General features: G+C 66.5%; 18 protein-coding genes. 11 read left to right on the top strand and 7 right to left on the bottom strand.

All coding sequences use genetic code 11. The features are described from left to right. Window positions 1-39 precede the first annotated feature (39 nt). Genes N825_RS07850 through N825_RS07835 form a run of 4 tightly spaced genes read right to left on the bottom strand, consistent with a single transcriptional unit; the run spans window position 40 to window position 3,890 of the window. A complete protein-coding gene (locus N825_RS07850) occupies window positions 40-882 on the bottom strand; it encodes an ABC transporter permease subunit (RefSeq protein ID WP_157619048.1) in 843 nt (280 codons plus the stop codon). Beyond that, window positions 882-1,790: an ABC transporter permease gene (locus tag N825_RS07845; RefSeq protein WP_051511703.1), complete on the bottom strand. Its 909-nt coding sequence runs from the start codon at window positions 1,788-1,790 to the stop codon at window positions 882-884. Before N825_RS07845 ends, N825_RS07850 begins: the two co-directional genes overlap by 1 nt. Continuing rightward, window positions 1,783-2,646 (bottom strand): ABC transporter ATP-binding protein, encoded by an 864-nt coding sequence (locus N825_RS07840; protein WP_084164502.1) that lies wholly within the window; start codon window positions 2,644-2,646, stop codon window positions 1,783-1,785. The genes N825_RS07845 and N825_RS07840 overlap by 8 nt, the downstream gene beginning before the upstream one ends. Then, window positions 2,646-3,890 carry a Zn-dependent hydrolase gene (locus N825_RS07835; RefSeq protein ID WP_037449275.1) on the bottom strand — a complete coding sequence of 415 codons (1,245 nt, stop codon included), beginning with the start codon at window positions 3,888-3,890 and terminating at the stop codon, window positions 2,646-2,648. The genes N825_RS07840 and N825_RS07835 overlap by 1 nt, the downstream gene beginning before the upstream one ends. Window positions 3,891-4,179: 289 nt before the next feature. Here N825_RS07835 and N825_RS07830 point away from each other — a divergent pair, with 289 nt between their 5' ends. From N825_RS07830 to N825_RS40275, 4 genes are all read left to right on the top strand, one after another. Then, entirely contained in the window at window positions 4,180-4,554 is a 375-nt protein-coding gene (locus tag N825_RS07830; protein ID WP_037449273.1) for a hypothetical protein, read from the top strand. Between the two features lie 83 nt (window positions 4,555-4,637). Beyond that, window positions 4,638-5,114 (top strand): copper chaperone PCu(A)C, encoded by a 477-nt coding sequence (locus tag N825_RS07825; protein WP_051511702.1) that lies wholly within the window; start codon window positions 4,638-4,640, stop codon window positions 5,112-5,114. Window positions 5,115-5,123: 9 nt separating this feature from the next. Then, window positions 5,124-5,741, top strand: coding sequence for a copper resistance CopC family protein (locus tag N825_RS40280; RefSeq protein WP_245613046.1), 618 nt, complete (start codon window positions 5,124-5,126; stop codon window positions 5,739-5,741). Between the two features lie 214 nt (window positions 5,742-5,955). Next, complete coding sequence (locus tag N825_RS40275; protein ID WP_281174355.1) at window positions 5,956-6,726, top strand: copper resistance D family protein; 771 nt, start codon at window positions 5,956-5,958, stop codon at window positions 6,724-6,726. A gap of 260 nt (window positions 6,727-6,986) precedes the next feature. Here N825_RS40275 and N825_RS07815 read toward each other — a convergent pair whose 3' ends face one another. Beyond that, window positions 6,987-7,187, bottom strand: coding sequence for a hypothetical protein (locus tag N825_RS07815; RefSeq protein ID WP_198038225.1), 201 nt, complete (start codon window positions 7,185-7,187; stop codon window positions 6,987-6,989). 74 nt (window positions 7,188-7,261) lie between these two features. After that, the gene (locus N825_RS07810; RefSeq protein ID WP_157619047.1) at window positions 7,262-7,609 is read right to left on the bottom strand and encodes a hypothetical protein; all 348 of its coding nucleotides are present in this window, start codon (window positions 7,607-7,609) and stop codon (window positions 7,262-7,264) included. Window positions 7,610-7,885: 276 nt separating this feature from the next. Between N825_RS07810 and N825_RS40750 the strand changes: the two genes are divergently transcribed. Both N825_RS40750 and N825_RS07800 read left to right on the top strand, forming a co-directional pair. Further along, the gene (locus N825_RS40750; RefSeq protein WP_084164500.1) at window positions 7,886-8,326 is read left to right on the top strand and encodes a DUF2442 domain-containing protein; all 441 of its coding nucleotides are present in this window, start codon (window positions 7,886-7,888) and stop codon (window positions 8,324-8,326) included. A gap of 9 nt (window positions 8,327-8,335) precedes the next feature. Further along, window positions 8,336-8,530 (top strand): helix-turn-helix domain-containing protein, encoded by a 195-nt coding sequence (locus N825_RS07800; protein ID WP_037449263.1) that lies wholly within the window; start codon window positions 8,336-8,338, stop codon window positions 8,528-8,530. 79 nt (window positions 8,531-8,609) lie between these two features. On the opposite strand, the gene N825_RS39690 is transcribed toward N825_RS07800, so the two are convergent. Then, the gene (locus N825_RS39690) at window positions 8,610-9,587 is read right to left on the bottom strand and encodes a hypothetical protein (RefSeq protein ID WP_198038223.1); all 978 of its coding nucleotides are present in this window, start codon (window positions 9,585-9,587) and stop codon (window positions 8,610-8,612) included. A 472-nt stretch (window positions 9,588-10,059) separates the two neighbouring features. On the opposite strand from N825_RS39690, the gene N825_RS07785 reads away from it, so the two are divergent. The 5 genes from N825_RS07785 (at window position 10,060) to N825_RS07765 (ending at window position 17,417) form a co-directional block, all read left to right on the top strand. Further along, window positions 10,060-11,148, top strand: a complete 1,089-nt coding sequence (locus N825_RS07785) for a DUF4142 domain-containing protein (protein ID WP_198038222.1) — start codon at window positions 10,060-10,062, stop codon at window positions 11,146-11,148. 458 nt (window positions 11,149-11,606) lie between these two features. Continuing rightward, the gene (locus tag N825_RS07780) at window positions 11,607-12,053 is read left to right on the top strand and encodes a MerR family transcriptional regulator (protein WP_084164496.1); all 447 of its coding nucleotides are present in this window, start codon (window positions 11,607-11,609) and stop codon (window positions 12,051-12,053) included. A gap of 21 nt (window positions 12,054-12,074) precedes the next feature. Continuing rightward, window positions 12,075-13,211, top strand: a complete 1,137-nt coding sequence (locus N825_RS07775; protein ID WP_037449248.1) for a thiolase family protein — start codon at window positions 12,075-12,077, stop codon at window positions 13,209-13,211. Between the two features lie 29 nt (window positions 13,212-13,240). Continuing rightward, window positions 13,241-15,586: a 3-hydroxyacyl-CoA dehydrogenase/enoyl-CoA hydratase family protein gene (locus N825_RS07770; protein ID WP_037449246.1), complete on the top strand. Its 2,346-nt coding sequence runs from the start codon at window positions 13,241-13,243 to the stop codon at window positions 15,584-15,586. A gap of 34 nt (window positions 15,587-15,620) precedes the next feature. Next, window positions 15,621-17,417: an acyl-CoA dehydrogenase C-terminal domain-containing protein gene (locus tag N825_RS07765; RefSeq protein WP_037449243.1), complete on the top strand. Its 1,797-nt coding sequence runs from the start codon at window positions 15,621-15,623 to the stop codon at window positions 17,415-17,417. The last annotated feature ends 86 nt before the right edge of the window (window positions 17,418-17,503 follow it).

The raw sequence follows: 17,503 nt of genomic DNA, 5'->3' as shown, positions 1-17,503 counted from the left end.
GTACTCCCAGTTCCGTTTCGTCGTTGAACCACGTTCGTTTCACGCTCGAAACGAGGGATGCCAGAACGTCACCCCCCGTTCGATCACCGAGATGATCCCATAGGACGCCGATCCGACCACCGCCGCCACGGCGATGGTCGCCCACACCACGTCGACGTTCATCCGCGCCACCTCGGTGGAGATTCGGAAGCCCATGCCGACGATCGGCGTGCCGAAGAACTCCGCCACGATCGCGCCGATCAGCGCCAGGGTGGAATTGAGCTTCAGCGCGTTGAAGACGAAAGGCAAGGCGGCGGGCAGCCGCAACCTCATCAGCGTCTGGCCGTAGCTGGCGGCGTAGGACCGCATCAGGTCCAGTTCCAGGACGCCGGTGTCGCGCAGCCCCGCCAGCGTGTTGACCAGCATGGGGAAGAACGTCATCACGACGATCACCGCCGCCTTGGACTGCCAGTCGAAACCGAACCACATCACCATGATCGGCGCGATGCCAACGATCGGCATGGCGCTGATCAGGCTGCCCAGCGGCAGCAATCCCCGTTGCAGGAACGGCGAGCGGTCGATCGCCAATGCTGTCAGGAAGCCGGCGCCGCAGCCCATCACATAACCCGGTATGACGGAGCGGATCACCGTCTGGTGGAAGTCGGCCGCCAGCGTGTCGAGATGGCCGACGAGCGCCGCCGCGATCATGCTGGGCGGCGGCAGCAGGATGCGCGGCACGTCGAAGCCGACCGTCACCATCTCCCACAGCCACAGCAGCAGCGCCCCGAACAGCAGCGGCACGGCGACCCTCGCCGGCCAGCGGTCGTCACGCGCCAGCACCACCATCGCCGCGACGATCGCCGCCGCCACGACCACCGTCACCAGAAAACGCTCCATCCCCATCAGAGCCGCCCCCCGCGGTACCGCGTCAGCCCGCGCTCGGCCAGCCCGACGGCCCCGACCGCCAGCATCGCCAGGAAGGCCGACATGAACAGCGCCGCCCAGATCTGGATCGTCTGGCCATAATAGGAGCCCGCCAGCAGCCGCGCGCCCAAGCCCGCCTGAGCCCCGGTCGGCAGTTCCGCCACGATGGCGCCGACCAGGGCCAGTGCTATGGCGATCTTCAGGCTGGGGAACAGGAACGTCACGCTGGACGGCCAGCGCAGCTTGGCGAAGGTCTGGGCCTTTGTTGCGCTGTAGGTCCGCATCAGGTCGAGTTGCAGCGGATCGGGCGACCGCAGCCCCTTGACCATGCCGATGGCGATGGGAAAGAAGCTGAGATAGCCCGAGATGATCGCCTTGGGCAGCAGCCCGGTGAACCCCAGATTGCCCAGCACCACCACGATCATCGGCGCTATCGCCAGGATGGGGATCGTCTGCGACGCGATGATCCACGGCATCAGCGAGCGGTCGAGCACGCGGACATGGACGATGCCGATCGCCAGCGCCACCCCCATCGCCAGTCCCAGCGCGAAGCCGGCCACGGTCGCCGACAGCGTCACGCCGGCGTGGTAAACCAAGCTCCGCTTGGAGGAGACCGGCCGCCCGATCACCGAATCATACAGTTCCACCGCGATTTGGTGCGGGGCCGGCAGCACTGGCCGCTCCATCGCCCAGGCGCCGGACACCAGATCGCCGGCTGTCCAGTCCGGTCCCGCCCGGTCCAGCCGCTCAGCGACCTGCGGCGCGTTCAGCCAGACCGCCGCCGCGTACCAGATCACGACCACGACCGCCAGCACGGTCAGGATCGGCACCGCCACCCCCTCGCGGGCGCCCAGCTTCCAAGACGCTGGTATGGCGGCGTCAGTCATAGCTGTGACCAGCCCGCAGCGCCACCCGCACCCGGTGCGCGATCTCCAGGAACTCCGGCGTCTCGCGCGAGTCCAGGTCGCGGTCGCGCGGCAGGTCGCTGTCGATCACCTCCAGGATGCGGCCCGGCCGGGGCGACATCACGACGATCCGGGACGACAGGAACACCGCCTCCGGGATGGAGTGGGTCACGAAGATCACGGTGATGCCGGTCTTCTCCCACAGCCGCAGCAGGTGGACGTTCAGGTTGTCGCGGGTGATCTCGTCCAGCGCCCCGAACGGCTCGTCCATCAGAAGCAGCGCCGGCTCGAACCCCATCGCGCGGGCGATCGACACCCGCTGCTGCATGCCACCCGACAGCTGCCACGGGAACTTCCGCTCGAACCCCTTCAGCCCCACCAGATCCAGGTAGCGCGCCGCGCGCTCCTTCCTCTCGGCCCGGGGCATGCCCATGATCTCCAGCGGCAGCATGATGTTCCGCTCGATCGAGCGCCACGGATACAGGGCCGGCGCCTGGAAGACGTAGCCGTAGGAACGGTCCAACCGGGCCTGCTCGGCGGTGCCGCCATTGACCAGCAGCGTCCCCGAGGTCGGCTTCGCCAGATCCGCCACCACCCGCATCAGCGTGGTCTTGCCGCAGCCCGACGGCCCGATCAGCGAGACGAAGTCGCCCCGCCGGATCGTCAGGTCGATCCCGCTCAGCGCCGTCACCGGCGCGTCCGGCGTCTGGAAGACCAGCGACAGGTCCCTGGCCTCCACCACCGGCGCCCGCTCCGCCGCCACCTCCCGCGCGACCACGGAGTCCCCGACGGCATCCCCCGCGACGTCCCCGGCATGGGCGGCCCGAGCCGAAACCATCAAGCCACCTTCTCGCGGTTGTCGTATTCCAGCACCGCCCGCAGCAGCACGTTGGCCCCCGCCGCGACGTGCTCGTACTCGGCGCTTTCGACCTCGTTGTGGCTGATGCCCTTCTCGCACGGGATGAAGATCATCGCGGTCGGCGCCACCCGCGCCATATAGGCGGCGTCGTGCCCGGCGCCGGAGACGATCTCGCGGTGGCTATAGCCGTTCTCCACCGCGGCGGCGCCGACGGCGGCGACGCAGGCCGCGTCGAACTTGACCGCCGGCGAGTCCCAGACCTGCTCGATCGCGATCTCCAGCTTCAGCTCCGCCGCGATCCGCTCGATCTCGGCGCGGACCTCCGCCTCCATCGCGACGACAACCTCGTCCTCGGGGTGGCGCAGGTCGACGGTGAAGAAGACCTCGCCCGGCAGGATGTTGCGGCTGTTCGGCTTGACCTCGACCAGCCCGACGGTGGACACCGCCAGCGGCGGGTGGTTCAGCGCCACCTTGTTGATGGCGTCCACCATGCGGGCGGCCCCCACCAGCGCGTCGCGCCGCAGGTGCATCGGCGTGGTGCCGGCGTGGCTCTCGAAGCCGGTGACGGTGACCTCGTACCAGCGCATGCCCTGCACGCCGGTGACGATCCCGATCACCTTCTCCTCGTCCTCCAGGATCGGCCCCTGCTCGATATGCAGTTCGAAGAAGGCGCCCAAGGGGTGGTCGCCGCATCTCTCGGTGCCGCGATAGCCGATCCGGTCCAGTTCCTCGCCGAAGCTCTTACCCTCGCGATCCTTGCGGCTGTCGGCGTAGTCGCGGGTGAAGACCCCGGCGAAGACGCCCGACGCCAGCATGGCCGGCGCGAAGCGGGAGCCCTCCTCGTTGGTCCAGTCGATCACCTCGATCGGCGCGTTGGTCTCGTACCCGGTATCCTTCAGAGTCCGCATCACCTCCAGCGCCGACAGGACACCCAGGATGCCGTCGAACTTGCCGCCGGTCGGCTGGGTATCCAGGTGGCTGCCCATGGCGATCGGCGGCAGCGAATTGTCCTTGCCGGGCCGGCGCGCGAAGATGTTGCCCATCTCGTCGACCGTGACGGTGCAGCCGGCCTCCTCGCAAGCCTGGACGAACCAGTCCCGCACCTGGCGGTCCAGGTCGGTCAGCGTCAGCCGGCAGACGCCGCCCTTGGCCGTGCCGCCGATCTTGGCCGTCTCCATGATGCTGTCCCAGAGCCGCTGGGGATTGATCTGAAGGTTGTGCATGATGCTCCCTTGAGGCGTGCTTTCGCGTTTTCCGGAGGCAAGTATGGTGCCATCGCGACGGCATCGGCTTCGCCAATCCAGCGGGTTACCCGCCGCGGGTCAGTTTAGGCGGCTTCCTCGCCGCGGGGAAGCGAAGGCGTTTCCGGCCGCGGCGGATTGGCGACAAAATGTCGCGGGCGGGCTATCCTGGTTCCGCGACACAAACCCGCATGTTAGTGCCAGCGGCCCTTCTTGGATGAACACGGCACTCATGACCAGAGCACGGCGACAAAAGGCATGGAAGATCCGGGTGGCCTTGGCCGCCGTCTGCCTGCTTGCCGTGCAACTGCTGCTGACCGGCGCATCGATCGGTTTCGCCACCAGGGCCGCCGCCGCACCGACCCTGGCCGACCTGTACGGCGCGTCGATCTGCTCGGCGACCGGCATCGCCGACGAATCCAGCGACGGTTCCGGCCACACGCCCGACCAGCCGCACCTGCCGACCTGCTGCACCGCCGCTTGCGCGATGTTCGCGCCGGGAGCGGCACCGCCCCCCGCCGGCATCGCCGTGGCGGCGCCGGCGGTCCTGGGCTCGGCCTCCCCGATCGGCGGTGTCACCGTCGTCATCCTCGTCTCCTCCGACCACTCGCCCCTTGAGGCCCGCGCTCCGCCAGTGGCGGTCTGAAACTCCCCGTCCCGACCGAGTCCAGACCCAGCCGCCAAACGCCGACACCGTCGGCGCGGCAATCCCTTGCGTGGAACAGTGCCATGATCAATTTCCCCCGTGTCGCCGCCCTGCTGACGGCCGCCCTCCTCTCCCTCGCCGCCCCCTCGGCCATCGCCCATGGCACCAAGGCCGGCGACATCGAGATCGGCCACCCGTGGTCCCGCGCGACGCCCGGCGGCGCCAAGGTCGCCGGTGGTTACACCACCATCACCAACCGCGGCGGCACGCCCGACCGTCTGGTGTCAGCCACCGCCGAGATCGCTGGAACCACCGAGATCCACGAGATGGCGGTCAAAGACAACATCATGACCATGCGGCACCTGCCCGACGGGATCGCGATCCCCGCCAAGGACAAGGTCGAGTTCAAGCCGGGCTCCTACCACCTGATGTTCATGGACCTGAAGCGCCCGCTGAAGCAGGGCGAGACGTTCGCCGGAACCTTGACCTTCGAGAAGGCCGGCACCGTCACCGTCGAATACGCTGTCGAGTCGCTCGGGACGACCACGCCGGCGCACTGACGCCCGTCCATGCCGCCGCTCCGCGCGCCCGCGTGGCTCCTCGCGGCGCTCCTGATCCTGCCGTTCCTCGCGGCGGCACCGGGAGCGGCGTGGGGCCACGCCTCGCTGATCGAGACGACACCCGCCGACGGCGCGGTACTCGCCAAGGCACCCGCAGCGATCACCCTGACCTTCAGCGAACCCATCTCGCCGCTGGTGCTGAAGCTGGACGGCACCGCGGTTTCCACCGTACCCAGCCAGTCCGGCGCGGCGGTCCTCGACATCGTCCCGCCGGATGGCATCGGCCCCGGCACCCACGTCTTGACCTGGCGCGTCGTCTCGGAGGACGGGCACCCGGTCGGCGGCACCGTCACATTCTCGATCGGCGCGCCCGACTCCGCCGCCACCTCCCCCGCCGACCCGATCCACTGGCCGGTGGATCGGGTTGTGGACGGCGAAGCTCTGCCTTTATCTCGGCCTTTTCCTCGGAGTTGGCGGCGTCTTCGGCGCCGTCTGGCTCGCCCCCGCGACACGCCCCGGCGGCACGTTCGCCCTGGCGGCCGTCGTCATCGGTCTGGCGTCGCTGCCGCCGCTGATCGCCTTCCAGGGGCTGGACGCCTTGGGGGCGCCCGTCTCCACCCTGGCTGAGCCGATCGTCTGGCGGACCGGCTTCGACACCACCCAAGGACGCGCCGCGATCCTGGCGGCCGCCGCGCTGGCGCTGGCCCTCGCGTCGCTCGCCCTGCCCCGCCGGCCGGCCCGGCTGGTCTCGCTTCTGGCCCTGGCCACCGTCGGCCTGACCCTGGCCGCCAGCGGGCACGCCAGCGCCGCCCCTCCCCAAGCCCTGACCCGCCCGGCCGTCATGATCCACGGCATCGGCATCGCGGCGTGGATCGGAGCCTTGGTTCCCTTGGGCGTCCTGCTCGCCGGCCGGTCACCGGAAAGCGTCCCGGCGCTATGCCGCTTCTCCCGAGCGGCACCGTTCGTCCTCGCGCCGATGGTGGCGGCCGGCGTGATCCTCGCCGTCATCCAGGTCGAGCACCCCGGCGCCCTGCTCGACACCGGCTATGGTCGGGTCCTGCTGGTCAAGCTGGCGCTGCTGACGGCCCTGTTCGCCCTGGCCGCCCTCAACCGCTGGCGCCTGACGGGGCCGGCCCTGTCGCCAGCGCCCGAGGCCACCCGCCCCCTGACCAGGAGCATCGCCGCCGAACTGGCGCTGGCCGTCATGATCCTGGGAGTGGCCGCCTGCTGGCGCTTCACCCCACCGCCGCGCGTCCTGGCACTGGCCGCCGCCCAGCCGGCCCAGACGCACATGGCGAGCGCCGAGGCCATGGCCGACCTGACCGTCACCCCCGGCCACGCCGGCCCGGTCAAAGCGTCGATCATCATCCTCAGCGGCGAGTTCGGCCCCCTGGACGCGCGATCCGTGGCCCTGACGCTGACCGATCCCGCGGCTGGGGCCGGGGCCAGATCCGAACCGATCACCCGCCAAGCGCTGCGCCACGATGACGGTATCTGGCGCGTGGACGATCTGACGATCCCGCGTCCCGGCCGCTGGACCGCCCATGTCGACATTCGGATCACCGACAAGCTCTCGACCAGCCTGGATGGGGAAGTCGACATCCGGCGGTGAACGACACGCGGTGATCACCCCATCACCCCCCCGAGCATGGCCGCATAGGGCCGCAAATGTCATCATTCGCCCCATGGAACGGGAGCACTCCAAATCAAAGCCGAGTTCATGCGAAATAGAATTTTGCGTATCTTATCCTATTTTTTACTGAAAAATCAATCTCCATAACACCGGAGATAGGAATAATTGGGCATGGCCCGGCGCCTTGCGGCCGCGACCAAGGATAGATCCAAGCCTGTTAGACGCGCACCGGTGACGCCTCAGCCTTGGTTCTGATCCTCGCCATCCGATGAGGCGAGTTCTTCCTCGATAACCTGGATGGCGCCGGCGATGCGGAGCAGTACCTCCCGGAGGCGCCCGTGCTCCGCTTCCATCTCCACCAATCGTTGGTTGCCCAGATTCCACTCCTCGCGAAGACCCTTGAGCCGCTCTCTCATCCGTTCGTGCATCAGGTCCGTCATCTAGTCCCGTTTCCCGTTTAGCATGATGAATACCCGAACCGGCGCCGTGATGTCGCATCACGGCGCCGTGCCGATCAGGCGGCGTAGAGCTTGCCGGTGTTCTTGTCCACCAGAAGCGTCTGGAAGACGGCGGTCGTCGGAGCGGAGCGGACATCGGTGATGTTGGTGATGGTCGTCTGCGCCCCGCTGATCGCCAGCGTCCCGGTCACGTTCAGCGCTCCGACCACGGTCAGCGTTCCGTTCACATTCAGGGTCTGGCACTTGATCATACCGGCGACTTCGAGGGCCACCGACGGAGTGGTGGTCCCGATGCCGACGTTGGTCTTGGACAGAGCCAGGATCGTCGTGTTGCCCTCGGAATCCTTGACGTATTGGGCGGTACCGCTCAACGGCGCGGCGACCTGAAGGTCTTCAGCAGACATTTGAATACATCCCTATGACTGAAACATTATTACAGATCAGGATCTGGAGAAAACATTCGACGACACCAATAATGGCAAGCCCAACATTCCACCATCCCAGTTCATTGATTATCCTATCCTAAAATAGTATTCAAACCCAAAAGTTGTAATGTAAATTTACATTTGGTAATTTTGCCTTCAATAAAGAAATATGCAGGTTTCGAATTACAAAATACTTAGAAGCATTTCGTTACCGTCCACTTATGAAGGGCCTCGGCGGGGATACGGCCTCCGGCGATGGTCGGGTTCCACGGCCGCGTCACGGTCAATCGACCGGCACTGGTCACCATCCAAGGCTGTCGGTACCGAGAGGGAGCGGGAGATCGCGAACACGGTGGCGCACGGCGGCGGGATAAAATCATTCCGACCCCATTCGGGGCAAGCAACCCGTCACGCGTGCTTTTGTCTCTCAGGATAGAAAAGCTGGCGACATCCCGCCCGTACTCACTCCACGTGACTTGGCGGGATGGCGTGACCGACATCATCGACATGACCGGCGTGGTCAGTGGATCGGATATCTTCGCGCCCTTGAAGGACCCGGACCTTTTCGCGACCGCGCAGGTGATCGACTGGGGGAGTGGGATCGAGTGGCGGAATGGGTTGGACTATTCCTCCGACTCACTGGCCCATCTCGCGGAGGAGCAACGCGAGATGGAAGGGGCCGAGTTCATGAGGTGACAGGAGGAGATGGGACTGTCGATCCAGGAAACCGCCGACTTGTTCGGGGTCTCTCCAAGCACGATCAAGGAGTATCGCAAAGCGCGCCAACTGCCCATCGCGTGGCGGATCGCGTGCCGGGCGATGCGGAACGACCACGAAACCTTCCTCGCCCATTATCGGCCCCGGTTGACCGGCCGGCCGAAGGGCCGCCAAGTCGCGTGAGGTGGGGTTTTCTTCGTGGCGGGGGTTTTGTTTTGGAACGTGCCTTCAATTCATGCTTCTTGCTGCTGACGACTATCGCTTACCGACACTCGATCCTGCCGTCCACATGACTGGGCCTCATGCCCGCGGCGCAATTCAGCAGGCCTGCGGCCGGTGTGGATAAGGCGCGTCCATGCGCCTCGGCCAGGGGGAGCGGGACCGGTTGACCGGTGGCGCTAGACTTCGCTTGCAGCCTTGACAGCACATCACCGAAGTCCGCGGATTGCTGGCTTCCACCACCGCCGTCGCCCTTGATTTCCTCCATCCCTCCAGAACTTCCCGATCTCGTCGCGTTGGCGAGCGTCTCCTGCGTTCCGACGCAGATATCCCTGTTGTTCCAGCGTGCCGCCGATGTTCCGGGCGGACAGTCGGGCAGGCGCTCCACCTCCGGCGCGGCGGTCCGCCGGGCGGTTTTGGTTGCCGTTGGCTTGTCCGGCACGGCTTTCACTTCCTTGGGCTTGATCGCCTTGGATTGGACCGCCGTTTTGGTGGGTGGCGGCGGTTCGGCCTCCACTCTGGGCTGGCTCACTTCTGGCGGCCGCGCGGGTGGCGGCGTTGCCGCGATGTCGCCCAGTTCCGACGATTCGGATTCGTAGGTCGGATCGGGTCCGGCGGATCGCCTTCCACCACCCTGGGAGAACGTCCATTCACGGGATGACCGGGAACCTCCGGAGGAATAGGATCGGCTTGACCCACTCGATGAGCGGCCACGACCGCGAACCTCCTGAACCACGGCCTCGCCGCGGTTGGCGCGATGGATCGCCACATCGGCGGAAGGGACGTCATCGGGAAAGCACCAGGGAGACTGGCCACCCTGCCGGCTCCAGGCACTTCTTCCACCACAACTATTGCCATTCCGCATCGAATTATACGGACAGGGGCAGTTCCCGGAGTACCGCGCGATTGACTGCTGAACAAGAATACGCCGGATCGCATCGTCCGACAGTCCTTCGGCGAGGCTGGGAATGCTGGCGACGAGAAAGATGAAGGGGGCTAAAGCCAAGTAACTGATGCGCATGGCGAATTTTCGCCACACCTTTTACTTGCTCACAAGTGAAACAATTGGATATGAACCGAAGTGATAAGGCTTAAGGGCGCTGAAGATGCGGTGGTTGATCTGGCCTTATTCGCAAAACCACCGCTTACCCGTAACCACGGACTTGATTCGTGGATCCACCGCACGGGCGCGGGACCGGCGGGGGCGTCGCGCCACCGGTGGCGTTTCGGTTGAATGGATCCACGGATCAAGTCCGTGGATGACGAGTGGGGGGTGCAGGTGGGTCCTAGGCGCCTTCGCATGGACCGCCGGATGAGCGCCGCATGAGCGCCGCATGGGCCGCATTTTAGGACGCCGGCTTTCCCCTGGAGCGCGGCCGGGAAATCATTCCGCCTTTTTCCGCGGAGCCGACCAGGGCTTGCGCGGTTTGGAACTTACACGCCGTTTGGTGGTCATCACTGGTCAGGGCATGAACCTTTTATCGGAAAACACGATGCACCAAGCCAAACCAGCGACGATCGCGTCCACGATCCGCGGCATCGCCCTCCTCGCGTCGGTCGCCCAAGCGGCCTTGGCCGGCGCGGCCCAGGCGCAGACTTCCGCGCGGGCGGCGGCGCCCCATGCGGAGGAAGTGAACTACCTTCTTTCGGCGACGGCCACCAGCGCCGGACAGGTCGCCATCGGCACGCTCGCCGCGGAACAGGCCGGGGACGAGCGGGTGCGCGACTTGGCCCGCCGGATCCTCGCCCATCATTCGGAGATCGGGGAAGAGCTGGCTGGCCTTGCCGGAAGCAACGGGGTCGAGCCCGTGCGGGAAATCGATCCGGTCACGCAACGGTCGATCGACTGGCTGCGGACCCTGGACGGCGCCGCTTTCGACGCCGTGTATGTGGGCATTCAGGAACCGGCCCTCTACACCGCGGGCTGGATTTACCAGAGGGAGGCGCGGCACGGCACCGATCCCGCGGTGCGGAGTGCCGCCGCCGGGGAGATCGACGCCAACGAGGCTTTCCGGGAGCGGGCCGGGCGGCTCGCCGAGGACCTGAGGGCCGGGCTGCCGGATGGCCAGTCGGATGGCCAGCCGGAGGGGTTGGCGCCGGAGGATCGGATGTTCCTGGTCTATGCCATGAACGTCGAACTGTCGCAGGTGCGCCTGGGCGAAATGGCGGCGGAGAAAGCCGTGACGGAACCGGTCCGCGCGTTCTCGCGCCGCATGGTCGAGGAACATGGCCGCTCTGGCGAGCGGTTCCGGCGGACCGCCGGTGCCAAAGGCGTGGCGCCGCTGGAGACGGTCGGGCCGGTCCAGCGGCGGACGCGCGATCGGCTGGAGGGGCTGTCCGGCCCGGCGTTCGACCGGGAATACATCATGTCCCAGGTGATCCATCATTACGAATGGTTCTATCGCTACGAGCACGCGTCGATCCACGGACGCGATCCGGCGGTGCGCGAACTGGCGGCGACTGGTGCCAAGTCGGGGAAGGTCCATCACGACTCGGTCCTGGCGATCGTTTCGGACTGGGGAGACGGGGAAATCGGCGGCGCCGCCGAGCATGGGGACGGGCACGGAGCGGCGCGCCAGTGACGGCGCGCCGACCGCCCATCGCGTGATGGTTTTCTTCGTGCCGGAGATTCTGTCGAGAGCGTTGTTATAAACACTGATGAAGAGGATTTACAGGATGGACACGGATCTTTCGAACCTCCCGTTCATCATCGCGGTGGATTGAGGATCGACGTCGTCGGATCCGCGTTCATCCTGTGGATCCTCTTTATCTGTGCTAAAGAAGCACTTTCCCAAGTCATCGCGTCATCGACAAGGCTCCGGTCGAATGGATCCACGGATCAAGTCCGTGGATGACGATTGGGGGGTTGGGACCGGTCTTGGACACCACCGCCAATAACGCTTTTCGGCAGGGTCGTCCTTCGCCGTGACAGCCGTTCCATACCCAGTTCCCAGAGAGCCGCCACCCTCTTGACGCGCCAGCCGCCGTCGCGTACCTTACGTTTACGTAAACGTTAGTCAAAAGCGCGTGGTGGTTTTCAATGCTTGGCATGATCGACCCGCCCGATGGCCCGTCGCAGGCTCGCACGTTTTCGATCAGCGAGCTGGCGGAGGAGTTCCAGGTGACGCCGCGGACGATCCGGTTCTATGAGGACCAAGGGCTGCTGGCGCCGACGCGCGACGGGCTCAACCGGATCTACAGCCATCGCGACCGGGCGCGGCTGACGCTGATCTGCCGGGGCAAGCGGCTGGGTTTCAGCCTGGCGGAGATCAAGGACTTCCTGAACCTCTACGACACCGACGACCGCCAGATCGAGCAGATGCGCTACGCCCTCTGCCGGGGCCGCGAGCGGATCAAGTCGCTGGAGACGCAGTTCGAGGACGTCAAGCAGACTCTTCACGAGCTTCGCGCGCTGGAAAGCCAGATCCTGGACCATCTCCGCGCGGCGGGCATCGAGGCAGCCAAAACTTCCAAGCAGAACAAATAAAGTCGGTGAGGAGCTAGCACCATGAAGAACGTGGTCATCGCCGGATATGTCCGGTCGCCGTTCCATTTCGCGAACAAGGGTAAGCTGGCCCGCATCCGGCCCGACGATCTGGCCGCCCAAGTGGTCCAGGGTCTGCTGGCGAAGACCGGCGTCGACCCCAACGAGATCGAGGACATCATCCTTGGCTGCGCCTTCCCGGAGGGCGAGCAGGGCTTCAACGTCGCCAAGCTGGTCGGCATGCTGGCCGGCCTGCCCCAGTCGGTCGCCGGCACCACCATCAACCGCTTCTGCGGCTCGTCCATGCAGGCGATCCACATGGCGGCCGGCGCCATCCAGATGGACGCCGGCCACGTCTTCATCGCGGGCGGCGTCGAGAGCATGAGCCGGGTTCCCATGATGGGGTTCAACCCGATGCCCAACCCCAAGCTGGCCGAGAGCAACCCGGGCGCCTACATGGCCATGGGCATCACGGCGGAGAACCTGGCGACCCAGTACCAGTTCACCCGGGAGGCGCAGGAGGCGGTCGCGGTCGAAAGCCACCGCAAGGCGGCCGCCGCCCAGGAGTCCGGCCGCTTCGACGACGAGATCGTGGCGATCCAGACGGCCGACGGCGTGGTCGACAAGGACGGCTGCATCCGCGCCGACACCAGCGCCGAAAGCCTGAAGTCGCTCAAGGCCGCCTTCTTGGCGGAGGGCACCGTCACGGCCGGAACCGCGAGCCCGCTGACCGACGGCTCGTCGGCCACGCTGGTGACCTCGGAGGAGTTCGCCCGCGCCCATGGCCTGCCGGTGCTGGCGCGGATCAAGTCGATCGCGGTGTCCGGCTGCGATCCCACCATCATGGGCTATGGGCCTGTCCCCTCGACCGAGAAGGCGCTGAAGCGCGCCGGGCTGACGGTGCGGGATCTGGACATCGTGGAGAGCAACGAGGCCTTCGCGGTCCAGGCGATGACGGTGGCGCAGGCGCTGGGCTTCGACGGCGCCAAGGTCAACCTGGACGGCGGCGCGCTGGCGCTGGGGCATCCGCTGGGGGCCACGGGTGCGCGCATCACCGGCAAGGCGGCGCAGCTGCTGAAGCGCGAGGGCGGCCAGTTCGCGCTCTCCACCCAGTGCATCGGCGGCGGCCAAGGCATCGCCACCATCCTGGAAGCGGTCTGAGACCCGAGCGGTAACGGAGGAGAGCCACCATGGAAATCCGCAGCGCCGCCGTGATCGGCGCCGGCGTGATGGGTAGCGGCATCGCCGCGCACATCGCCAACGCCGGCATCCCCGTCTTCCTGCTCGACATCGTGCCCCCGGAGGTCATCGAGGGCCGGGGGAACGACCGCAGCGTGGTCGCCCGCGCGGCGATCGAGAGGATGCTGAAGACCGAGCCGGCCGCCTTCACCCACAAGCGCAACGCGCGGCTGGTGACGCCCGGCAACATCGACGACGACCTGGAAAAGCTGGCCGGGGTGGATTGGATCGTCGAGGCGGTGGTCGAGAACCCGGCCGTCAAGTCGGCCCTCTACAGCCGCCTGGACGCGGTGCGGAAGCCCGGTTCGATCGTCTCGTCCAACACCTCAACCATCCCGCTGAAAAACCTGATCGAGGGCCAGAGCGCGCGGTTCGCCGAAGATTTCATGATCACCCACTTCTTCAACCCGCCGCGCTACATGCGGTTGCTGGAGGTGGTCGCGGGACCGGATACAAGGCCGGACGCCGTGGCGGGGCTGAGCCGCTTCGCCGATACCCGGCTGGGCAAGGGCGTGGTCGCGTGCAAGGACCGGCCCGGCTTCATCGCCAACCGGATCGGCACCTATTGGATCCAGGCCGCGATCAACGAGGCGATGGATCTGGGGCTGACGATCGAGGAGGCCGACGCCGTCGTGGGTCGCCCGATGGGCATTCCGAAGACCGGCGTGTTCGGTCTGGTCGATTTGGTCGGCCTGGACCTGATGCCCTATGTCAGCCGGTCGCTGCTGAAGACCCTGCCGCCCGACGACCCGTACCGCTCGATCCACCGCGAACCGGAACTGTTCACCCGGATGATCGCGGAGGGCTATACCGGCCGCAAGGGCAAGGGCGGCTTCTACCGGATGAACAAGTCCGGCGGCGCCCGGGTCAAGGAGGCGATCGACCTCTCGACCGGCCAGTACCGGGCCTCGGAGAAGGCCACGCTGGAGAGTGTCGGCGCCGCCAAGCAAGGTCTTCGGGCGCTGGTCGAGCATCCCGACAAGGGCGGCACCTATGCCCGGCGCGTGCTGACCGGCGTGTTGGGCTACGCTGCCTCGCTGGTGCCGGAGATCGCCGACGACATCACGGCGGTCGATCAGGCGATGCGACTTGGCTACAACTGGAAATACGGGCCGTTCGAGCTGATCGACCAGCTTGGCCCCGACTGGCTGGCGGACGCGCTGAGGGCGGAGGGCAAGCCGGTGCCGGCTCTGCTGGAGCGGGCCGCCGGACAGGGGTTCTATCTGACCGAGGGTGGCAAGCGGCGATTCCTGACGGTGGCGGGCGATTACGCCGACATCGTCCGGCCGGATGGCGTGCTGCTGTTGTCCGACATCAAGCTCGGCTCCAAGCCGATCAAGCGGAATGGCTCGGCGGCGCTGTGGGACATTGGCGACGGCGTGGTCTGCCTGGAGTTCACGGGCAAGATGAACGCGCTGGACGGCGACGTGATGGCGCTGATCCAGACGGCCATCGGCATGATCGGCGATGGCGAGAATGAATGGAAGGCGCTGGTCGTCCATAACGAGGGTGACAACTTCTCGGTCGGCGTCAATCTCGGGTTGGCGCTGTTCGCCATCAACATCGCGATGTGGCCGCAGGTCGAGCAATCGGTCCAGGAAGGCCAGGAGACCTACAAGGCGCTGAAATACGCCCCCTTCCCCGTCGTCGCGGCCCCGTCCGGCATGGCGCTGGGGGGAGGCTGCGAGATCCTGCTGCACTGCGACGCGGTCCAGGCCCATGTCGAGACCTATATGGGTCTGGTCGAGGTCGGCGTGGGCGTGATCCCCGGCTGGGGTGGATGCAAGGAGATGCTGACCCGCGCCACGCTGAACAAGAAGCGGCCGGGCGGGCCGATGCCGCCGATCGCCCAGGTGTTCGAGACGATCAGCCTCGCCAAGGTGGCGAAATCGGCGGAGGAGGCGCGCGACCTGATGTTCCTGCGCCCAACCGACGGCATCACCATAAACCGCGACCGGCTGCTGGCCGACGCCAAGGCCAAGGCGCTGGAACTGGCCAAGGACTACGCGCCGCCGGAGCCGGTGGCGCTCCGCCTGCCCGGCCCGACCGCCCGCGCGGCGCTGGATCTGGCGGTGGACGGCTTCCGCCTGCAAGGCAAGGCGACGCCGCACGACGTGGTGGTGTCGTCGGCGCTGGCCGGCGTGCTGAGCGGCGGCGACACCGACATCACGGTGGAGATCGACGAGGACGGCTTGCTGGAGCTGGAGCGGACCGCCTTCCTGAAGCTGGTCCGGTCGCGCGCCACCATCGCCCGCATCGAGCACATGCTGGGAACCGGCAAGCCGCTCCGCAACTGAGCCATCACGGGATTTTTGGGGAGGGACTTGAACCATGCCGACCTACAAGGCGCCTCTGGACGATGTCCGTTTCATTCTCAACGAGGTCTTTCCGGTGGCTCGGCTGGCCGAACTGCCGGGCCACGAGGACCATACGCCCGACCTGATCGAAGCGGTGCTGGCGGAGGGCGCCAAGTTCGTCGAGAACGAGCTGCTGCCGCTCAACCGGTCCGGCGACGAGGAGGGCTGCCACTACGAGAACGGCGTCGTCCGGACGCCCCAGGGCTTTCCCGAGGCCTATGCGAAGTTCATCGAGGGTGGCTGGACGGGGCTTTCCTGCGATCCGGACTATGGCGGCCAAGGCCTGCCCCATGTGGTGAACTTCATCATGGAGGAGTTCATCTGCTCGGCCAACCTGTCGTTCGGCATGTATCCCGGGCTCAGCCATGGCGCTTACAACGCGCTGACGCTACACGGCACGGACGAGCTGAAGCGGACCTACCTGCCCAAGCTGGTGGATGGCACCTGGGCGGGAACCATGTGCCTGACGGAACCCCATTGCGGCACCGATCTGGGGCTGATCCGGACCAAGGCGGTTCCGGACGAGGCGGAGGACGGCGCCTACGCGATCACGGGGACCAAGATCTTCATCTCGGCCGGGGAGCATGACCTGACCGAGAACATCCTGCACCTCGTCCTGGCCAAGCTGCCGGACGCGCCGGCGGGAACCCGCGGGATCAGCCTGTTCCTGGTGCCCAAGTTCCTGCCGCGGGACGATGGGACGCCGGGTATGCGAAACGGCGTGATGTGTGGCTCCATCGAGCACAAGATGGGCATCAAGGCGTCGTCGACCTGCGTGATGAATTTCGACGGCGCCAAGGGCTGGCTGGTCGGCCAGCCGCACAAGGGCATGCGCGCCATGTTCACCATGATGAACGCGGCCCGTCTCGGCGTCGGCATCCAGGGGCTCGGGCTGGCCGAGGTCAGCTATCAGAACGCCGTGACCTACGCCCGCGAGAGGCTCCAGGGCCGCTCGCTGACAGGCGCCAAAGCGCCGGACAAGCCGGCCGATCCGATCATCGTCCATCCCGACGTCCGAAAGACGCTGCTGACCATGCGCGCCCATACCGAGGGGTGCCGGGCTCTCGCCTGCTGGGTCGGCATGAACATCGACATCGCGGCCAAGCACCCCGACCCGGAGGCTCGGCGCGCGGCCGACGATCTGGTCGCGCTGATGACGCCGATCGTCAAGGCGTACTTCACCGACCATGGGTTCGACGCGACCAACATGGGCATGCAGCTTTATGGCGGACACGGCTATATCCGCGAATACGGCATGGAGCAGTTCGTCCGCGACGCCCGGATCGCCCAGATCTACGAGGGCGCCAACGCGATCCAGGCGCTGGATCTGGTCGGCCGCAAGCTGCCCCAGGACATGGGGCGCCTGCTCCGCCAGTTCTTCCACCCCGTTTCGGAGCTGTTGGAGGAGGCCCAGGAGGATCCGGAGCTGCTGGAATTCGCGATTCCGCTCGCCAAGGCCTTTGGCAAGCTGCAGCAGGCGACCGCCATCGTCGCCCAGAAGGGCATGAAGAACCCGGACGAGGCGGGGGCCGCCTCCACCGACTACCTGCGCCTGTTCGCCTTGGTGGCGCTGGGCTACATGTGGCTGCGGATGGTCAAGGTGGCGCGGGAGCGGTTGCCGAAGGCGAATGGCGCCGCCGGCTTCTATGACAGCAAGATCAAGACGGCGCGGTTCTTCATGACGAAGTCGCTGCCCCAGGTCAACGCGCTGTTCCTCAGCATCATGGCGGGCTCGCGGGTGCTGATGGACATGGACGCCGACGCGTTCTGACGGAGGGCCCACGCTTTTTGTCAAGGATGGGAACACCCGGACCGCCGCGATCCCGAGTCGCGGCGGTCTCGCCGTTCCAGTGGTCG

It is taken from the genome of Skermanella stibiiresistens SB22 (assembly GCF_000576635.1).
In the GTDB taxonomy this organism is placed as follows: domain Bacteria; phylum Pseudomonadota; class Alphaproteobacteria; order Azospirillales; family Azospirillaceae; genus Skermanella; species Skermanella stibiiresistens.
Note: the sequence above shows the minus strand (reverse complement) of the source record. Positions and strands in the feature narration are given on the sequence as shown.